Annotated in this window: 13 protein-coding genes and 1 pseudogene; 4 read left to right on the top strand and 10 right to left on the bottom strand. The window is 67.3% G+C overall.

Translation table 11 applies throughout. From position 1 onward, the window contains the following. Positions 1 to 236 precede the first annotated feature (236 nt). Complete coding sequence (locus G6R31_RS12335) at positions 237 to 1,283, bottom strand: GGDEF domain-containing protein (RefSeq protein ID WP_026138760.1); 1,047 nt, start codon at positions 1,281 to 1,283, stop codon at positions 237 to 239. Positions 1,284 to 1,393: 110 nt separating this feature from the next. Then, on the bottom strand, positions 1,394 to 1,810 hold the full coding sequence (gene ndk, locus G6R31_RS12330; RefSeq protein WP_017871006.1) for a nucleoside-diphosphate kinase: 417 nt from the start codon (positions 1,808 to 1,810) through the stop codon (positions 1,394 to 1,396). A 120-nt stretch (positions 1,811 to 1,930) separates the two neighbouring features. Here ndk and G6R31_RS12325 point away from each other — a divergent pair, with 120 nt between their 5' ends. Then, on the top strand, positions 1,931 to 2,509 hold the full coding sequence (locus G6R31_RS12325; RefSeq protein ID WP_017871005.1) for a hypothetical protein: 579 nt from the start codon (positions 1,931 to 1,933) through the stop codon (positions 2,507 to 2,509). Between the two features lie 21 nt (positions 2,510 to 2,530). On the opposite strand, the gene G6R31_RS12320 is transcribed toward G6R31_RS12325, so the two are convergent. Then, positions 2,531 to 3,658: a substrate-binding domain-containing protein gene (locus G6R31_RS12320; protein WP_017871004.1), complete on the bottom strand. Its 1,128-nt coding sequence runs from the start codon at positions 3,656 to 3,658 to the stop codon at positions 2,531 to 2,533. Positions 3,659 to 3,723: 65 nt separating this feature from the next. Between G6R31_RS12320 and G6R31_RS12315 the strand changes: the two genes are divergently transcribed. Next, positions 3,724 to 4,914: an MFS transporter gene (locus tag G6R31_RS12315; protein ID WP_017871003.1), complete on the top strand. Its 1,191-nt coding sequence runs from the start codon at positions 3,724 to 3,726 to the stop codon at positions 4,912 to 4,914. A gap of 319 nt (positions 4,915 to 5,233) precedes the next feature. Here G6R31_RS12315 and G6R31_RS12310 read toward each other — a convergent pair whose 3' ends face one another. After that, positions 5,234 to 6,430: a transposase gene (locus G6R31_RS12310; protein WP_164993984.1), complete on the bottom strand. Its 1,197-nt coding sequence runs from the start codon at positions 6,428 to 6,430 to the stop codon at positions 5,234 to 5,236. A gap of 128 nt (positions 6,431 to 6,558) precedes the next feature. Between G6R31_RS12310 and G6R31_RS12305 the strand changes: the two genes are divergently transcribed. Next, positions 6,559 to 8,649: a prolyl oligopeptidase family serine peptidase gene (locus G6R31_RS12305; RefSeq protein WP_017870510.1), complete on the top strand. Its 2,091-nt coding sequence runs from the start codon at positions 6,559 to 6,561 to the stop codon at positions 8,647 to 8,649. On the opposite strand, the gene G6R31_RS12300 is transcribed toward G6R31_RS12305, so the two are convergent. The 6 genes and pseudogenes from G6R31_RS12300 to ruvX all read right to left on the bottom strand — a co-directional run bounded on the left by G6R31_RS12300 (position 8,624) and on the right by ruvX (position 17,227). After that, a complete protein-coding gene (locus G6R31_RS12300) occupies positions 8,624 to 9,436 on the bottom strand; it encodes a hypothetical protein (RefSeq protein ID WP_017870509.1) in 813 nt (270 codons plus the stop codon). The two genes, G6R31_RS12305 and G6R31_RS12300, sit on opposite strands and share 26 nt — an antisense overlap. Before the next feature lie 38 nt (positions 9,437 to 9,474). Further along, complete coding sequence (locus G6R31_RS12295; RefSeq protein ID WP_017870508.1) at positions 9,475 to 10,551, bottom strand: peptidase C39 family protein; 1,077 nt, start codon at positions 10,549 to 10,551, stop codon at positions 9,475 to 9,477. A 59-nt stretch (positions 10,552 to 10,610) separates the two neighbouring features. Beyond that, positions 10,611 to 11,627 carry an alpha/beta hydrolase gene (locus G6R31_RS12290; protein WP_017870507.1) on the bottom strand — a complete coding sequence of 339 codons (1,017 nt, stop codon included), beginning with the start codon at positions 11,625 to 11,627 and terminating at the stop codon, positions 10,611 to 10,613. Between the two features lie 102 nt (positions 11,628 to 11,729). Further along, positions 11,730 to 13,409, bottom strand: a complete 1,680-nt coding sequence (locus tag G6R31_RS12285) for a long-chain fatty acid--CoA ligase (protein WP_025567156.1) — start codon at positions 13,407 to 13,409, stop codon at positions 11,730 to 11,732. A 1,138-nt stretch (positions 13,410 to 14,547) separates the two neighbouring features. Beyond that, positions 14,548 to 16,488: pseudogene (locus tag G6R31_RS17105) on the bottom strand (hypothetical protein); the annotation flags it as partial. Positions 16,489 to 16,807: 319 nt separating this feature from the next. After that, entirely contained in the window at positions 16,808 to 17,227 is a 420-nt protein-coding gene (ruvX, locus tag G6R31_RS12275; protein ID WP_017870505.1) for a Holliday junction resolvase RuvX, read from the bottom strand. Between the two features lie 17 nt (positions 17,228 to 17,244). Here ruvX and G6R31_RS12270 point away from each other — a divergent pair, with 17 nt between their 5' ends. Further along, on the top strand, positions 17,245 to 18,027 hold the full coding sequence (locus G6R31_RS12270) for an enoyl-CoA hydratase-related protein (RefSeq protein WP_017870504.1): 783 nt from the start codon (positions 17,245 to 17,247) through the stop codon (positions 18,025 to 18,027). Positions 18,028 to 18,082: the final 55 nt, after the last annotated feature.

Here is an 18,082-nt window from a genome sequence, read left to right as displayed (position 1 = left end):
ATGCGAGTAGGAAAAAATACGGATTCTGCGATATGGATGCACAGGCGGCGCTTTCCCGACTGTGCAGGAATTAAGCGGAATCCGTATGATACGGCTCTGAAAAACAGATCAGGCATGTTGCCCAGAGCGAAAAGACATGGACCCCGGCCCTTTGTACCCGCCGGGGTCCATGTCTTTTACCGATACGGACCTGAAATCTTTTGGAGTGGTGTGCTCCTCGGCCAGGTCCCCCACGCTCAGCGCACGGTGTTGCGCCCGCCGTTTTTGGCGTCGTACAGGCGCTCATCGGCACGGGAAAACAGCTGGTTGAGATCGTCGTCCGGCCTCAGGGCCGCGACCCCGAAACTGGCGGTGATTTGAAGGCCAGCAATGGCGGATTCGCTGACCGATTGCCGCAGCCGCTCGGCCAGCGCCAGGGCGTCGTCACGGGAGACGCTGGGCAGCACCGCCATGAACTCCTCGCCGCCCCAGCGCCCCACCGTGCCCGCGCTGCCCACGTTGCGCCGCAGCCGCTTGGCAAAGGCCCGCAGCACGTCGTCGCCCACGCCGTGCCCGTGAACGTCGTTCACCTGCTTGAAATGATCGATATCGGACAGAATCACGCTCAGGGGCGAGTTGGTGCGCCGCGCCGCGTCCAGGGCGCGTTGCAGTTCTCCTTCGAGCGCCGCACGGCCCGCTACGCCGGTCAGGGCGTCGAGTCTGGCGGCCTGCAACTCACCGCTGGTGCGCTCGTGAATCGTGAGGTAGCGCTCGATGAATTCGGCAATCAGGTAGTGGGTCAACAGCAGCGACAGCACCACGAACAGGCCGGTGACCCAGTATAGTTGCTGCTCGGGCGAGAGCGTGGCGGTGCGCGTCACCATCACGCCGATGGCGCCGATGAGCAGCAGCCCGATCACCAGCCCCAGCCGTGAACCCATCAGGACCACGTAGGAAGGAAACGCCACCATCGCCCACAGCAGGTACACCACCTGCTCCCCCAGCGAGCCGCTCTGCAGCGTGAGCTGCGCCCCGTACAGCGTCAGAAACGCCAGCAGCACCTGAAACGCCAGACGCGGCCAGAAGGCCCGCAGTCTGCCGGTGAGCGCCAGCACCAGCATCCCGGCGCTGACCACAACGCCCATCAACCGGGGGCCTTCCAGCGGCACCCGTTGGTCGAGCAGCAGCGGGGAGCACGCCGCGTACAGCAGGTACCCCACACACACCACGGACAGCAGCCAGGCCCGGGCACGCGCAAACAGCGCGGACACCGCAGGGGAAGGTGGGGAGACGGATTCAGGCATGGTCACAGGGCGCCGGGAAAAAATGGTGAAAAACCGTGGTCAAGGGCGTTTCCGACATGGAAACTTCCGGCCACGGCATGAAGTGCAGGGACACGGGTCCCCCGCACCCGTCAGGCGAGCAGCTCGCCGTCCTTGAAGAACAGGGCCAGTTCGCGCTGGGCGCTCTCGGGGCTGTCGCTGCCGTGGGTCACGTTCTCGCCGGTGGTGGTGGCGAAGTCGGCGCGGATGGTGCCGGGAGCGGCGTTGGCCGGGTTGGTGGCGCCCATCATGGCCCGCCAGCCCGCGATGGCCTCATTGCCTTCCAGGGCGATGGCGACGACCGGCCCACCGGTGATAAAGTCCACCAGCTCACCGAAAAAGGGGCGCTCACGGTGCTCGCCGTAGTGCTGCTCGGCGGTTTCGCGGGTGATGTTCATCTGCTTGAGGCCGACCACGCGGTAGCCCTTCTTGTGGATGCGGGCCAGAATTTCAGGGGTCAGACCACGGCGGACTCCGTCGGGCTTGATCATGGCAAAAGTACGTTCCATAGCATCTGGCAAGATAGCAGTTGCCTGTCTTACAGACGGCTGACAGCCAGTCCAGCAAACCCGCCCTCAGGAAATGGGGGCAAGACCCCACCCCGGGGCGCGGGACGCTAGCCTGGGGCCATGCTCAGCCTCAGCGAAGCGGCCCGGCGTCCCGAGTCGGACGTGGGCGCCGAAACCCACTGGCTCGCCGCGCAGGGGGTCAGCGGAATGCTGGTGCCTGCCGCCTTCGAGGAGGCGTATTACCTGGGCGTGAACCTGCCCGAGCAGCTCGCCCGGCTGTTCGCGCCGGTCCTGCCCACGCGGATAGACGAGGACCTGCTGGACACCCTGTGTGAACAGGCCCAGGCGCTGGTGCGCGGGCACGCGCTGTCCGACGACGCGGTGCAACTGTTTTACCGGGCGCTGAAAAACGCGGGCCTGGACAGCGGCCTCCTGGACGTGCGGCGCCCCGACGAACCCCAGTCCGAGCAGGCGCAGGTGCGGCCCCCCGGCCTGGCCGCGCTGCACGCCCTCAAGCGGCTGTGGGCGCAGGACTGGACCCTGGGGGCGGTCCTGGCCCGGCTGGACGACACCGGGGGCGTCGGCGTGGACGCCCGGCCCACCCTGCTGCTGCCCGCCGGAAGCCCACGCCCAGACAGTGAGACCCAGACAGTGAGACCCAGACAGTCAGGCCCTGACCGTGACGCCTTGAAGGGGTAAAGGGCAAGCGCGGGGCCCCCCTCAGCGCCCGGACCCCTCCCCCGTTTTCCTGCCCGCCGTGCTGCCCCGCACCACCAGCCGCGTCGGCAAGAGGTCCGATTCCCGCTGCTCCGGATTCGGTGTTCCCGAAAGCTGCGCCAGCAGCGCTTCTCCCACCCGGCGCCCCTTTTCGGCGGTGGGCTGCCAGACGGTGGTGAGGCCGAGCGCGGCGCTGAGCGGCACGTCGTCGTATCCGACCAGGCTGAGGTCCTCCGGAATGCGGCGCCCGAGCACCTGGGCCGCCTGCGCCGCGCCCTGGGCCAGCACGTCGCTCATGCACAGCAGCGCCGTGACCTCGGGGTGAGCGCCGAGCAGCGCCAGGGCCTGCGCTTCGCCGTCGGCAGCGGTGTTCTGGGCACACTCGTAGGGCCAGAGGGTCAGTCCGGCGGCCCCGGCCCGGTAGCCGCGCAGCCGCTCGGCGGTGGTGTGATAGGTGACCTGGGCTTCACGCGCGGGCGAAACCGGGCCACTGGGGGTCGCCTCTTCTTTCCGAACCGCACTCGCCTCTGACCCGCCCGGCTTCTGGGGGCCAAGTTCCAGGCACAGCACGCCGATGTCCCGGTGCCCGAGGGCGGCGAGGTGTTCGGCGGCGGCCCGCGCTCCGCCCGCGTCGTCGATGCCCACGCGCACCGCGCCCGGCTGCGCCCGCTGGTCCACCAGCACCGTCGGCAGCCCGCGCTCCAGCACGGCCCCCAGCAGGTCGCTGCCTTCCGAGGCACAGTACAGAATCAGGCCGTCCACGCTGGCCGAGCGCACCGGGGCCGGGTCGCCGGGGGCCGAGAGCAGCAGCAGGTTCAGGCCCTCGGCACGCAGCGAGCGCGAGAGGCTGCCCAGAAACAGCGCGGCGGCGGGGTCGGCAAAGGCGTATTCCAGCGGCGCGTCGTACACCAGCCCGATCACGCCGGTCTTGCCCCGGCGCAGGCTGCGGGCCAGCGGGTCAGGCCCCGGGTAGCCGAGGTCACGGGCCGCCGCCAGCACCTTGCCGCGCAGCTCCGCCGAAAGCTGGTCGGGGCGGTTGTAGGCGTTGCTCACCGTCGCCACCGACACCCCCACGGCGCGGGCCACGTCGCGCAGCGTGGCGCGGGGGCGGGCAGCTTTGGCGGGCGGCATGGCCGGATGCTACCCTATGCGCGCGACTGAAACGATTCAGACCGCTCCATTCCTCAGGAGTCTGTATGCCCACGCCCACCGCACCTGTCCTGCCACCCGCCGCCGAACGTGCCCGTCTGGCGGTGAGCGCCGTGTTTCTCATCAACGGGGCGCTGTTCGCCACCTGGGCGGTCAACATTCCGGGGGTCAGGACGGCGTTGCACCTGTCCGAGGCGCAGGTGGGCGCAGCGCTGCTGGCTGTGGGCATCGGCAGCCTGCTGTCCATGCCGCTGACCGGGGGCTGGATTGCCCGCGTGGGCAGCCACCGGGTGACGGCGCTGCTCGCGCCGCTGACCATGCTGGCGCTGGTGCCGCCGTTTCTGGCGCCCTCGCTGTGGCCCCTGAGTGCCGCGCTGGGCGTGCTGGGGGTCCTGAACGGGGCGCTGGACGTGGCGATGAACGCGCAGGGCGTGACGGTGGAAAAGGCGCTGGGCCGCCCGGTGATGAGCCGCCTGCACGCCTGTTTCAGCCTCGGCGGGGTGGTGGGGGCGGTGCTGGGCACGCTGCTGGTCGGGCGGGTGCCGATGCTGGCCCATGTGGGCGGCGCGGCGCTGCTCTCCGTCCTCACGGCCCTGGTCGCCGGGCGCCACCTTCTGCCCGACGACCCGGCAGTGCCGGAGCAGGCAGCAGACGGGACGCAGGAGAGCGTGCCCGCGCCCCGCTCCGGCCTCTCCCCCGCCGCGCTACTGCTGGGCGGGCTGTGCTTTCTAGGCATGTTTTCCGAAGGCGCGCACTACGACTGGGCGACGCTGTATTTCCGTGACGTGCTGGGGCTGCCGGGCGGACAGGCGGGCCTGGGTTACGCGGCGTTCGTGGGCACCATGACGCTGGGCCGCTGGTTCGGGGACCGCGCCCGCACCCGCTTCGGCGACGAGGCGATGGTGCGGGCCGGGGCGCTGCTCTCGGCGCTGGGGCTGGGGCTGGCGTTGCTGGCGCGTGACCCGCTGCCCGCCACGCTGGGCTTCGCCCTTTCGGGCCTGGGCCTGAGCAACGTGGTGCCGGTGATGTACGGCGCAGCCGGCCACGCCCTGCACGGACGGGGCATCGCGCAGGTCGCCACCATCGGCTACGGCGGCTTTTTGCTGGGGCCACCGCTGATCGGGTTTCTGGCGCAGCGCTTCGGGCTGCCCGCCTCGCTGGGGCTGGCGGCAGCGGGGTCGGCACTCGTGGCGGCGCTGGGGGGCCTGGCCTTCACACTGATTCGGCGCTCGGACTGATTCGGCGGGCGGACTGATTCGGGCGGGCGGGCTGATTCGGGCGGGCAGGTCACTCCCCAGTCTGAAAGCCCCACTCCGCTTTTTGACTTGCGGGGACCGGTTGACCTGCGGGGACCGGGGCCGCGACCTGATACGGATTCCGCTTCATTCCTGCACAGTCGGGCCTATACAGTTGGGAAGGCGCCGCCTGTGCATCCATATCGCGTAACCCGTATTTTTTCCTACTCGCACCCGCTCTGCTGCGCAGCTTTGCAAGTCGGATTGAATCTGAAACTACCAGATTCAATCGGAATCCGTATGACCAATGGTGCGGACAGTTTTAGGCGGCTTTGACGCCAAGGTCGAGCGGCCTGGACGGATGTTTCTCTAACTCGTGGAATCGTGCCTCAAGACCGAGATTGCGAAGAATTCGGCGGGCAAAGAGCCGGTTGTAGGCCCGTCGTTTGATGTCTTCGTAGGAGAACATCATCTGGGAGACAGGACGCTGGAGGCGTCCTGCCTCTTCGAGTAAGACTTCTGCTCGTCCTAAACTCAGTGCAAAGAAGGCGGCATTCCAGTGGTTTTCTAGCGCGACGGTGCGACGAAGCTGGCACGTGTTCAATCCCGCAAACTGCTTGGCGTCCCGGAACACAAATTCCAGCCTGAACCGGGCACTGTACAGTGCCCGAATCTGCTCCGCTGGCAGCGTCGGATCGGTGCTGCACAGCACCACGTGCCCCTTTACCTTGCCGCGTCGGTCTACGTTCTGGATGACCACGACCCGGAGAAGCCGCGCGTAACGGGGTGCCCACACGACGCGCGTCCACACCCGTTCCCGGTCCTCACCCGGCACACGGGCCCACCCATCAAAGTTGATGAAATCGACTTTCCCGGCCCACTTCTGCCGGCCTCCCCGCCGCTTGGGGTGTGCGCCAGTAAAGGGGTAAAGCAGGTTGGCGTTGCACTGCATTTTGGTCACGAAGGCGTAGCCTTCGCGACTTACAGCGTCCATAAACATCGTCTTGGCGTACTGACCATCCGCGACCACCACGCGGAGATGCCGGGCTAACCAGGTCCGGCGCTGCTCCAGGAAAGAGACCAGCTGATCCAGGTACTGTTCGAGGCGGTCGGCCTTTTGTCCACGTGGCTGAGTTTGTTGTACATGGACAGGAAACGCATGATGGCCCGACCAGCTCAGCAGCGCCAGACACGACAGCTCCAACCCAGTTTCGGAACGGTGCAATGCACCGTTCCAGAAGGCCCCCAACCCCGGAGTGTGCTTGCCCGACTTGGGAACGAAGCTGGCATCCAGGGCCAAGATGAAGCGCCCCTCCAACACGCCCAGTCGGACCAAGAGTTGTAGCAGACCCCAGTGCAACTCCGCCCACGGCAAGGTCTTCTGAAACCAGCGACGGAGCGTCCGTTCGTTCCAGCCGCTGTAGCGGCTGAAATTCCTGGCGTTGATCCGACCGGGAATGGCTTGCCAAAGCGGAATGAGTGCAGCAAAAAAACGATGTTGATGGGCGGGCAGAGCCAAGAGGGTCAGCAGAATCGGTAATATCAAAGCAGGTCTCCTGTGCGTGAAGTCATTTCAACCTCACCGTACCGGAGATCTCTCCTTTACCCCCTCGAAACTGTCCGCACCATTGATGACATGATGTGCTTATGTCAACACCCTACCCGGAGTCGCCGCGTGGCGACCATGCCGACGTATACCGCGACGCCGAGGGCCGTGAGGTCCGGGTGCCCGACCCGTACCGCTGGCTGGAAGACCCGGACAGCCCGGAAACGCGGCGCTGGGTGCAGGCCCAGAACGAGCGGACGGAAGACTTTCTGTCGGCCCTGCCTGCCCGCGCCGCTTACCGTGAGCGCCTGACCGCGCTCTGGGACTACCCGCGCGACGGCTTGCCCTGGGAGCGCGGCGGGCGGTACTTCCGCAGCTTCAATCCGGGACTGCTGGCCCAGCCGGTGCTGCAAACCGCCGACTCGCCGAGTGGCCCCTGGCGCGACCTGCTCGACCCCAACGGCCTGAGCGGCGACGGCACGGTGGCCCTGATGGGCGCGTCGGTCAGCCGGGACGGAGCGCGGCTCGCCTACGCCACCCAGAGCGGCGGCAGCGACTGGCTGACCTGGCAGGTGCGCGACGTGGCGAGCGGGCAGGACGTGGGCGGGCCGCTGCGCTGGAGCAAGTTCAGCGGTGCGGCGTGGCTCCCGGACGGCAGCGGCTTCTTTTATTCCGCCTACGACGCCCCGGGCGAGGGCGAGGCGCTGACCGGCGCGAACAGGAATCAGCGGCTGATGTTTCACCGCCTGGGCAGCGCGCAAGGCGCCGACGAACTGGTGTTGCAGCGTCCCGACCAGCCCGACTGGGGCTTTTCTGCCGACGTGACCGACGACGGCGCGTGGCTGGTGGTGCAGGTGTGGCTGGGCACCAGTCCCAAGAACCTGCTGTGGGTGCGGCCCCTGGGTGAACATGGCCCCGGCAGCGGCGACTTTCAGCCCCTCGTGGACGACTTCCGGGCCATGTTCCAGGTGGTCGGCAACGACGGCGATACTCTCTACCTCCACACCGACGAGGACGCGCCCCTGGGCAAGCTGACGGCCTGGAACATCCGCACGGGCGAGCGCCGCGACCTCATCGCGCAGGGCGTAGACAAGCTCGAACAGGTGTTGACGGTGCCCGGCGGGTTCCTGACCGTCACGCTGCACGACGCCAGCCACCGCCTGACCCTGCACGACCGCGCGGGCCAGCGCCAGCGTGAAATCGAGTTGCCCACCCTCGGCACGGTGATGGTCAGCGCCCGGCAGAGCAGCCCCGAGGTGTTCGTCGCCTTCACGTCGTTTCTCCAGCCCACCCGCCCCTACCGGCTGGAACTGCCCGGCGGCGCTCTGGAACCGCTGGCCGACCCCGCCCTGAACTTCGACGCCGGCGCCTACGAGGTCACGCAGGAGTTCGCGGTCAGCCCCGACGGCACCCGCGTGCCGATGTTCATCGTGGCCCGCAAGGGCGCCCCCAGGGACGGCAGCAACCGAACGCTGCTCTACGGCTACGGCGGCTTCGGCATCAGCCTGACGCCGGCTTTCAGCGCTTCGCGGCTGGCGTGGCTGGAACGCGGCGGCGTGTTCGTGCAGGCCAACCTGCGCGGCGGCGGCGAGTACGGCGAAAGCTGGCACGAGGCGGGAACGCTGAGGCAAAAGCAGAACGTGTTCGACGACTTCGCTGCCTGCGCCGAGCACCTGACCCGGCAGGGCTGGACCCGCCCGGAGCGCCTCGCCATTCAGGGGGGGAGCAACGGCGGGCTGCTCGTCGGCGCGTCCATCACGCAGCGCCCGGAGCTGTTCGGGGCGGCGGTGGCGCAGGTCGGCGTCCTCGATATGCTGCGCTACCACCTCTTTACCATCGGCTGGGCGTGGGCGAGCGACTACGGGCGCAGCGACGACCCGGACATGTTCGCCACGCTGCTGGCCTACTCGCCGCTGCACAACCTCACAGAAGGAACGCGCTACCCCGCCACCCTCATCACCACCGGCGACCACGACGACCGGGTGGTGCCCGCCCACTCCTACAAATTCGCCGCCGAGTTGCAGCGCGTGCAATCGGGCGAGGCCCCGACCCTCATCCGCATTCAGACGCGGGGCGGGCATGGGGCCGGCAAACCCACCGCCCTGCTGATCGAGGAAGCCGCCGACATATGGGCCTTTCTGGAAGGAGCACTGGCGGGCGAAGCGGCTACGGAAGCGTCTTTTCTCCCTTGAAGGCCCGCAGCAATTGCCCGCGCTCGCGCAGCGCCTGCTGAAACTTCTGGCCGTCGTTGAGGCTGGGTGCTGGCCCCAGCGCCTTTTTCTCGCCGGGGGTGCGGGGCGCACTGACCGGACCCTCCCCCCCGAAGCGCCGCGCCCGGAACATGCCGGGGTGCTCCTCGAACACGGCGGTCACGTCGTCGGGCAGCGTTTCCAGGTGGGCGGCGAAGGTAAGTTCCTGAAGCAGCTCGGCGTGCGCGGCGCTGGGGCCGAGTTCGGTCAGCAGGCGGTCAATCAGGGAAAAGACGCGGGCGGCGTAGGCCTCCACCTCGGCGTGGGTCGGCAGGTAGCCGCGGTGAATCACCCGGTTGCGAAAGTCGCTGCCCAGGCTTTTGCCGTCCATAAAGTCCGGCTCGCGCCCTTCGCGCAGAAAGTAGGCCAGGGTCATCATGCCCAGTTGCCGCTCGGACTGGCTGGCGACGTGCCGCCAGGTGCGGTCCAGGGTCGCCTGCGCCGCGCCGAAGTCGCCGCCCCGCACCGCTGCCCCCTCCAGCGCGTGTGCCTTGACATAGAATTCGAAAAAACGTTCCAGCGCCGCCGCGAAGCTCGCCACCGCCTCCCGCGCGTAGCCGTCCATCAGCGCCCGCGTGCCGAGGTCGAACAGCAGCTCGAATTTCTGCTTGCGCACGAACACACACGACCTGCCGCCGCAGTGGGGGCAGGTCAGGTCATGGATATGGCTGTCGGTGAACTCGGCCTGAATTTCCCGCGTGCAGTGGGGACAGGCGGTGGGAAAGCGCATGGGGCAGCTTAACGCGCAGGCCAGTCAGGGGGTGCGGCTCAGGGCAGCGTGGCGGTGGGCGGCGCGATCACGTAGCCCAGCCCGCCGCTGTGCGCCAGCCACAGCTTCTCGAAAGCGGCGCGGGGGTAGACGATGCGCACGCCCGCGTCGGTGGGCGCCGCCGGGTCGTTGAGCACCGGGTTGCCCTGCGGGTCGAAGCCGATCAGGACCATCAGGTGCCCCGTACTGCTCGGCAGATGGGCGCCGGGCAACTCGCCCTTTTTCCAGCCCAGACTGACCGCCAGCGGAAACCCGGCGGCGGTGTACTTCTCGGCGGCGCTCAGGCTCGGCAGCCGGGTCACGAAGGCCCGCATCCCCTGTTCGCCCGCGTACGCCACGTTGAACGACCAGTTGCCGGTGCCGTCGTAGGCCCGGTCATAGGTGCCGGAAGCGGCCTGCGGCACCGCCACGTCCTTGCCCTGCGCCGCCAGAATCATGCTCACACTCGTGGGGCTGCACCACGCTTCGCCGCCGCCGGGGTACAGCATCTGCGAGCGCTGCGGCACCACCCCGATGCGGCCCCAGGCCTGGCGGTCACTCGGCTCGCCCAGCCGCTCGGAGCGCCGCGCCCAGTCGGTGGTCGTCAGGCCCAGCAGCCGCAGCGCCGTGCCCGGGCCGCGCAGGGTGACGCGGTACTGCAGGGTGGTCGCCCGGGCGCTGAGCCGCAGCGTGTCGGTCAGCACCTGTCCGGCACTGTCCTTTTGCCCGTCGAGGCTGGTGCGGCCCTCGGCGGCGCTCCACGTCCCGAAGGAATACCAGGTGCTCCACCCGCCTTTCGCCAGCCCCACCCGCACTTCCAGGGTCAGGCTGCCTCCCCCTCCGGTGGAGCCGTTCCACGACGGCACCAGTTGGTCGAAGGCCGCCACCGTCAGCGGGGCCGAGGTCAGGGTGCCGCTGCCGATGCCCCCCGGCACCGTAACGGCGTCGCCCTGGCGTACCAGGCCGCTGAGTTCGGCGCTCTGCCAGTCGGCGGCGCGTTCGTGAAGGGTGACGGTGGTGGCGGGGTAGGTCAAGGTGGACGCTCCGGCGCTCCCGAGCAGCGCGAAAGTCAGGGCCAGGCTGCGAAAAGTAGACATGATGCACTCCCGACTATGCCGCCCCCCCCTGATGCCGGGATGAGGGCAGGCCGCATGTCTCAGCGGGCCGCGCCCTGCATGTAGAGCAGCGCCTCGGGCAACGCCTCGCGCCAGGTGACCCAGTTGTGTCCGCTGGGGTACTCGCGGTACTGATGGTCCATCCCTTCGTCGGCCAGCAGCGCGGCCATGCGGCGGTTGGGGCCGGTCAGCCATTCCAGGGTGCCGGTGTCGAGGCTCACGCGCACGTGCCGGGGCAGGTCAGCAGTGAGCTGCTCGCGCAACCACTCGCCCGCCGTGGTGGTGTCGATGACGCCGTTTTCATACGCCGCGCCGGGCCGGGCGATGAAGGCGCCGGAATGACTCACCACCCGCCCGAACAGCTCGGGGTGACGGCTGCCGAGGTAGAGCGAAATCAGCCCGCCCAGGCTGGCCCCCCACAGCCCACGCACGCTGGGGGTCGCCAGTGGCCCTTCCACCTGCGGAAACACCTCCTGACGCAGAAAATCGAGGTAGCGGTCGTTGAGGTAGTACTCCTCGTTGCGGTCGCCGGGTTCCACGAAGACCAGCGCGGCGCCCTCCACCTCGCCCGCTTCCACCGCCCGGTCGAGCAGTTCCCCGAGTTGTCCCACGCGGTAAAACGCCACGCCGTCCTGAACGTAGTAAATCGGCAGCGCCGCTCCGGGCGCGGAGCCGTGCGGCAGATGCACGATGGCGCGGCGCTTGCCGGGAAAGACGCGGCCCTCCCAGTTCAGGCGGTGGGTGGTGCCCTTGCGGGTCGCGTCGGGCCGCTGCCACAGCGGATGCCGGGCGTACTCCCCCACCACGGCGGCGCGGGGGTAGGTCCACCAGGGATTGAGCGACTTGCGGTCGTTGTCGGGGTCGGCAAACGGCTCGCCCTCTGCGTCCACCCAGGCGTATTCCACCCAGGCGCCACGCGGCAGGGTCAGCGTCAGGGGCTGCCCGGCCACCACCGGCAGCGGCGGGGCCTTGCGCCAGTCGGTCATGTCTCCGATCAGCCCGGTCGCGCCCGCCGGGGGAGTGAACGTCACCTGTTGCCCACGCACCGAAACAGCCATGCGGGGCATTCTACGGCGGGGCCGCACGGAAACCGCCGCCCGGTTGTCTGGGCGGCGGACGAAGCGGGCGGCCCAGGAACCGGGCCGCACCAGAACCGGGGGTCAGCCCTGGCGTTGCGGAAAGTCCTTCTGGCCGTAGCCCCGGTACTCCTCGCGCAACTCACGCTTGAGGAACTTGCCGGTGGCCCCGATGGGCAGGGCGTCGGTGAACACGGTGGCGTCGGGCAGCCACCACTTGGCGAATCTGGGGGCAATGAATTCCACCAGCTGCTCGTGGGTCGTCACTTCGCCGGGCCGCAGGACGACGATGGCGAGCGGGCGCTCGTCCCACTTGGGGTCGTCCATGGCGATCACGGCGCACTGCGCGACCGCCGGGTGCGCCATGATCGCGTTTTCCAGCTCCACCGACCCGATCCACTCGCCCCCCGACTTGATCAGGTCCTTGGAACGGTCCTGAATGTGCATGTAGCCGCGCCCATCCAGCGTGGCGATGTCGCCGGTGTCGAACCACAGCTGACCGTTCAGGGTCAGGAAGTTGCTGGCCCCCTCGCCGCCGAAGTAGCTGTCGGTCACCCAGGGACCACGGCACAGCAGGCGGCCCATAGACACGCCGTCATGCGGCAACACGTTGTTGTCGTCGTCCACGATTTCCAGTTCGATCAGCGGCACCGGGCGACCCTGCTTGGCCCGCAGCACGTAGCCCTCGTCGCTGCGGAGGTCCACCTCCGGCGGCAGGGAGGCGGCGGTGCCGAGGGGATGCGTTTCGGTCATGCCCCAGGCCTGGAGAACCGACAGGTCGTGCCGTTCCTGGAAGGCCCGAATCATGGCTTCCGGCGCGGCGCTTCCGCCCGAGATGATGCGGCTCAGCTTCGACAGGTCGTAGGGCTGCCCGTCGGCCTTCGCCCGGTCAAGTTCGTTGAGCAGCCCCATCCAGATGGTCGGCACACCCGCCGTGATGGTGACGCCCTCGTCCTGCATGAGGCGGGCGAGCGTCTTGCCGTCGGTGAAAATCCCGCTGAACAGCTGCTTGGCCCCGTACATGGCGCAGGTGTAGGGCAGCCCCCAGGCATTGACGTGAAACATAGGCACGATGGGCAGCACGGCGTCGGCCTCGCCCACGTTCAGCGCGTCCTTGGGCGCACTGACCAGCGAGTGCAGCACGGTGGAGCGGTGCGAGTACAGCACGCCCTTGGGGTTGCCGGTGGTGCCGCTGGTGTAACACATGGCGGCGGCGGCATTCTCGTCGAGTTCCGGGTACTGCGCGAGCGGCTCCTGGCCCATCACCCACGTGTCGTAGTCGCCCATGCCGGGCAGCGCCTGCGGCAGGGCGCCCAGCACGAAAATGTGTTCCAGCTTGGGGCAGGCTGCTTTGATGGCCGGAATCATCGCCGCAAACACGTTTTCGATCAGCAGCACCCGGTCCCCGGCGTGGTTCAGAATCCAGGCCACCTGCTCGGGGTGCAGGCGAATGTTGACGGTGTGCAGCACGAAGCCCGCGCTCGGCACGCCCAGGTACGCCTCCAGGTGCCGGAACGAGTTGACCGCCAGCGTCGCCACCCGGTCACCGGGTTGCAGGCCGAGGGCTTGCAGGGCCGCGCCCAGCCGCAGCGCCCGGTCCGCCACCTCGCCGTAGGTCGTGCGGTGGGTCTGCGCCACCGGCTGGCCCTGCGCGTCCTTGCCTGCGGGCAGCAGGCTGACGACCTCGCGCCCGGCGTAGATGGTGCGGGCGCGTTCGAGAATGAACGGAACGGTGAGGGGGACAGACATCATGTTGCTTCTCATGGGAAACCTCCAGAACTGGAAACGCGAGGACAGCGGGAGCAGAAGCTCTCGCTAAGGGCTGCGGCGGTGAGAGGCCCAGGATAACGAAAAAAGCCCCCCTGGGGAGGGAGGCTCTTTTGGGGGGAGAAGCTTACTGACGGCGAACCGTCGTGTCTTCCTGCGAGGTGCCGGTCTTGGCCGCATTGCTGACCTGACCGTTGCTCGTCCATTCCAGCAGCGTGTTGTACGAGCCGGGAGTCGCAGTGGCCGGAGCCTGACCGTTGAACGTCACGAAGACCGCGCCGCCAGGCTGGATGCCGAAGCTGGCAGGCAGCGTAACCGTAAACTGGCCGGTGGCCGGGTTAGGCTCGATACGCGCCTGACCAGTGATGTTCTGGGTATCACCACCGAGGTTGAAGACAACCTGACCGCTGTTCTGGTCAAGCGCAGTGGGATCGTAGTAGACATTCACGTTCGACGTCGTGAAGACGCCATTACCAGTCCTCCCTTCAGGCACACCCACATTGAAACGGAAGATGTTATTCACGAGGCTTTCGGTGCTCTGATCTTCGTTGAAGCCAATTGCGGTGTAGAGAGTGGCTTCGCCAGGGGCGATCAGGTCAACCGAGTCGAACAGTTCGGTCTGGATGGCGACACGCGGGGTCACGGTCACGCAGGCTTCGGCGCGGTTGTTGGTGAAGACCACGTTGGGAGCCGCAGTGACCGTCGCCACGTTGCAGTACTGGCCGGGGGCCGTCCCAGCGGGGATGGTCGAGACCACGTTGAGTACGATGGACTCGCCGGGGTTGAGGGTGATGCCGGTGTCAGGCGTGGCGCGGCCCAGGGTGCGCACAGTGGCGTTGGGCGCAGCGCCATCGACCACGACACCGCCGGGGGTCGTTTCTTCGCGCAGTTCGCCGGTGGCGGGGTCGCGGACGACCAGCACGTAACGGCCGGAAGCGAAGTTGACCTGAACGTTCTGGTTGGTGCTCAGGCGGCCCAGCAGGTCGCGCACGACGATGTTCTGAGCGGCCAGGGTGCCGGTGTTGCGCACGATGATGGTGCTGGTGTAGCTGTCGCCACCAGTGAGGTCAACGCGGGGGTCGTTGGTCTTGCTGATTTCCAGCTGAGCAGTCGCCACGTTGAAGCAGGCGCTGTCGGTGGTGTTGATGGGGGTGACGTTGGTGCTCGCCAGGGTGACGGTGTCGCAGTAGCGGCCGTCGGCGCTGCCACGAGCGGCGAAGGTGTACTCGGCCACGCCACCGGCAGGCAGGCTGCCGACGTTCCAGTTGAAGCCGTCGTCGCCCACGGGCGTGACGTTGGCGTTGGGGGGCAGGGTGATGCTGTGGCTGGCGGCGGTGCCCGTGGTGAGTCGGTCCTGAACGGTGATGCCGTTGGCCACACCCGAGCCGCCGTTGCGGACGGTCACGCGGATGTTGACCGCTTCGTTACGGGCAACCTGGGTACCGTCGGGGATCACGCGGCCCTGAGCATCGACCAGTTCCTTGACGATGGACAGAGCGGGCACGCCCTTAACGGTGAAGCAGGTGGCGTCCACGTTGGCAGCCAGGCCAGCGGCGGGGTTGCCGGTGGTGTTGAGGTTGCCAGCAGCGCTGTCGACGTAGGCGGGGCTGAGCTGACCGATGCCGTTGACGTAGCTGTTGATGGTCGCGGTGTCGCAGTAGGTGCCGTCACGAGCACCGGTTGCCACGAAGACGATGTCGCGGGTTTCACCGGCAGCCAGGGTAGGCAGGGTGGCTGTGAAGTTATCGTCGGTGCTGACGATGTTCGTGAAGCCCTGGTTTGCGGCGTACGTCTGAAGAGCGGGCGAGAAGCCGATGGCGTAGTTCTGGGTGTCGCCACTCTGAAGAGCTTCCGTCAGGCTAATGTTGGTAGCGGCGGCTTGACCACGGTTGACGATGCGGATGCGGATGCCCACTTCCTGACCGGGTTCGTAGGTGGGGTTGGCGTCACCCAGGCTGCTCACCACGATGTCCCGCTGGCGCTGGTCGAGGACAACAACTTCCTTGATGACTTCGATTTGGGCGCTCGCGACGTAGTTCTTGTTCAGGAACTGCTTGTCGATTTCGATGCCGTTGACGAAGCCGATGGCGCGGATGCGAGCGGAAGCGGCGATGCCGTCAGCGCCAGGGGTGGCGAACTTGGGGTCGTGGTTCAGAGCGGCCCAGGTGTAGCCGGTGGTGTTGGGGGCCGCCACGCCGGTGCGGTTGTAGGCCGGGTAGGTCGCGCTGTTGGGGTAGGGGATGTAGTTGGGGTCGGTGGAAAGGTTGGTCCAGCTGCGGGAGGACAGAGCGTTGCTGGTGATGTCCAGGGGCGCCATGGTGCTGCGGTCCTGGTCGTCGGCAGCCGCAAAGCGGACGTTGCCACGCTGCTCCAGAATTTCCATCTGTACTTCCGAGTTCACGACAGGGCGCCACACGCCGTTGTCGTTGTACTCGGTGTAAGCACCGACGATGTTCTGGGTATTGATGGGCGCGTATTCGGTACGCTCGGCATCGGTGGGGACACCAGTCACAGTGTTGTTACCGACGGTGATGCCGCCATCACGGTTTTCCAGCCACGAGGAGAAACGGAACTTGCCAGCAGCGATATCTGCACGGAGCTTGGCGGGGTCGGCGTTGAAGTACACGCGCTGGCCCTCACCGTTCACGTAGAAGGCACCCGTGCGCGCTTCGTTGGTGGCGTAGTTCAGGGTCACGGTCGCGTTGCCGTTACGCAGGTCGGCAGCCTTGGCGTCAACAGGCGCCACGGCGGTCAGGGTGTTGCCACCCAGAACGGTGTACTGACCACGGGCCAGCGTTATGGTTTCGCCGTCGCGCACGTAGGCGTTGTTGTAGCCGGACACCACAGCGCCAGTCGCGTCCTTGATGGTCACAGGAGCAGTGGCTGCGCCCACCAGGTCAATGGTCAGGACAGCAGTTTGAGTGCCCTGATCAGGCTTGGGAGCATCGGGCGTCACGCAGGCGCCGTTCTGCTCCACCTGGGGAGGGGTGCAGTTGACGGGAGTGGTCCCGTTCTGGCCGCAGGACGCGAGGGTGAGAATGCCCGTCAAGGCCATCAGAGAGATGCTTTTCTTCATATACTTCCTCCGAGGATGGAACTTTCAGTTCGAGTTCCTGAGTTCTTCTGCCGGTACAGCGGGTCTTACGGGATCCAGTTTCCGAGTTTCCTGTCCTTCCAACTCGCCCCGGGCCGATTAACCCAGGTTAACTCAAAGTGAAATCCTGGTGGCAAGTATAAGGAGCGGCTTGAGCGAGTGTCAAGAAAATTGCCGTCTAAAACGGGAAGTTTGCTTTATCTAACATCAGATTCTGGTCAGCCCTGCAAGTGTCAGGGCAGGTTCGGCTCAGGCCACATCCATTCCAGTGTGTTCTCATCCGTCCTGGCAACTTTTGTCGTCAGGGCTTTTCGTTCAGCAGCCACAGCTCCAGAATCTGCACCGCCGCCGCCTCGTCCTCGTCCGCCGCGCCCAGCGCCCGTGCCCGCTGGGTGGTGAAGCGCTCGTCCTGGTACGCGACCACGTAGCCTTTTTCTTCCAGCACCCGGCCAAAGGCCCGCACCCGGTCCGCCGCCGGGCTGGGTTTGCCGTCGGTACGCAGGGGCAGCCCCAGCAGCAGCCGCTCGGCGCCGGTTTCCTCGACCTTCAGGCGCACGGCCTTGAGGTCCAGAGGCAGGCGTTTGCGGTCCACACTGCCCCGGCCAAAGGCGAGTCGGCCCGCGTTGGTCGCAAAGCCGATGCGCGACTTGCTCACGTCGAGGGCCAGCACGGTAGGAACAGCGGCGGGCGCGGGGTCAGGGTCAAGCATCGGGGCGAGCATAGCGGTAGCCTGGGTTCATGGAACAACCTGTGATTCTGGTTTCGGACCGCTCAGCCGTCCGTACCCTGACCCTCAACCGCGAAAGCAAGCTCAATGCGGCCAACGACGACCTGCTGCTGACCCTGACCGACGAGCTGAAACGGGCCGACGCCGACCCCTCGGTGCGCGTGGTGGTCATCACCGGGGCCGGACGGGGCTTTTGCGCCGGACAGGACCTGGGCGACGTGTCGGGGCGCGGCATGACCTTCACCGAGCACCTGAACCACACCTACAACCCGCTGGTCCGCACCATCCGGGGCCTGAGCAAGCCCGTCATCAGCGCGGTCAACGGCGTGGCGGCGGGCGCGGGCGCGAGTCTGGCACTGGCGGGCGACGTGCGGCTCTGGGCGCAGGGGGCCAGCCTCATCGAAGTCTTTTCCAACATTGCCCTGGTCCCCGACAGCGGCAGCACCTGGTTTTTGCCCCGGCTGGTGGGCTACCACCGCGCCTTCGAACTGATGGCGCTGGCCGAGAAGGTGCGCGCCGAGGACGCGCTGCGCCTGGGCCTGTGCGAACAGGTGTTTCCCGACGAAACGTTCCGCGACGACGTGCAGGCCTACGCCGAGCGGCTGGCGACCCGGCCCGCCCACGCCCTGAAGCTGACCAAGCAGGCGCTGAATGCGGCCCTGACCAGCACGCTCGACCAGGCGCTCGACCTGGAAGCCGAGTTGCAGCAGCTCGCGGGCGACCACTGGGAACACGAGGAGGGCGTGACCGCCTTCAAGCAGAAGCGCCCGGCCCAGTTCGTGCGCTCCATCTGAACAGGAGGCGGAAGGGGAGGCTTTCCAGTGGTTGCCGGAAAGCTTCCCCTTCTCT

Source organism: Deinococcus wulumuqiensis R12 (assembly GCF_011067105.1).
Lineage (GTDB): Bacteria > Deinococcota > Deinococci > Deinococcales > Deinococcaceae > Deinococcus > Deinococcus wulumuqiensis.
The sequence above is the reverse complement of the archived record's forward strand: the minus strand, read 5'-3'. Positions and strand labels throughout refer to the sequence as shown.

Coding starts and splice junctions, on each gene's coding strand:
- G6R31_RS12335 (WP_026138760.1), bottom strand. CDS start 1,283: ATGCCTGAATCCGTCTCCCCACCTTCCCCTGCGGTGTCCGCGCTGTTT.
- ndk (WP_017871006.1), bottom strand. CDS start 1,810: ATGGAACGTACTTTTGCCATGATCAAGCCCGACGGAGTCCGCCGTGGT.
- G6R31_RS12325 (WP_017871005.1), top strand. CDS start 1,931: ATGCTCAGCCTCAGCGAAGCGGCCCGGCGTCCCGAGTCGGACGTGGGC.
- G6R31_RS12320 (WP_017871004.1), bottom strand. CDS start 3,658: ATGCCGCCCGCCAAAGCTGCCCGCCCCCGCGCCACGCTGCGCGACGTG.
- G6R31_RS12315 (WP_017871003.1), top strand. CDS start 3,724: ATGCCCACGCCCACCGCACCTGTCCTGCCACCCGCCGCCGAACGTGCC.
- G6R31_RS12305 (WP_017870510.1), top strand. CDS start 6,559: ATGTCAACACCCTACCCGGAGTCGCCGCGTGGCGACCATGCCGACGTA.
- G6R31_RS12300 (WP_017870509.1), bottom strand. CDS start 9,436: ATGCGCTTTCCCACCGCCTGTCCCCACTGCACGCGGGAAATTCAGGCC.
- G6R31_RS12295 (WP_017870508.1), bottom strand. CDS start 10,551: ATGTCTACTTTTCGCAGCCTGGCCCTGACTTTCGCGCTGCTCGGGAGC.
- G6R31_RS12290 (WP_017870507.1), bottom strand. CDS start 11,627: ATGGCTGTTTCGGTGCGTGGGCAACAGGTGACGTTCACTCCCCCGGCG.
- G6R31_RS12285 (WP_025567156.1), bottom strand. CDS start 13,409: ATGAGAAGCAACATGATGTCTGTCCCCCTCACCGTTCCGTTCATTCTC.
- ruvX (WP_017870505.1), bottom strand. CDS start 17,227: ATGCTCGCCCCGATGCTTGACCCTGACCCCGCGCCCGCCGCTGTTCCT.
- G6R31_RS12270 (WP_017870504.1), top strand. CDS start 17,245: ATGGAACAACCTGTGATTCTGGTTTCGGACCGCTCAGCCGTCCGTACC.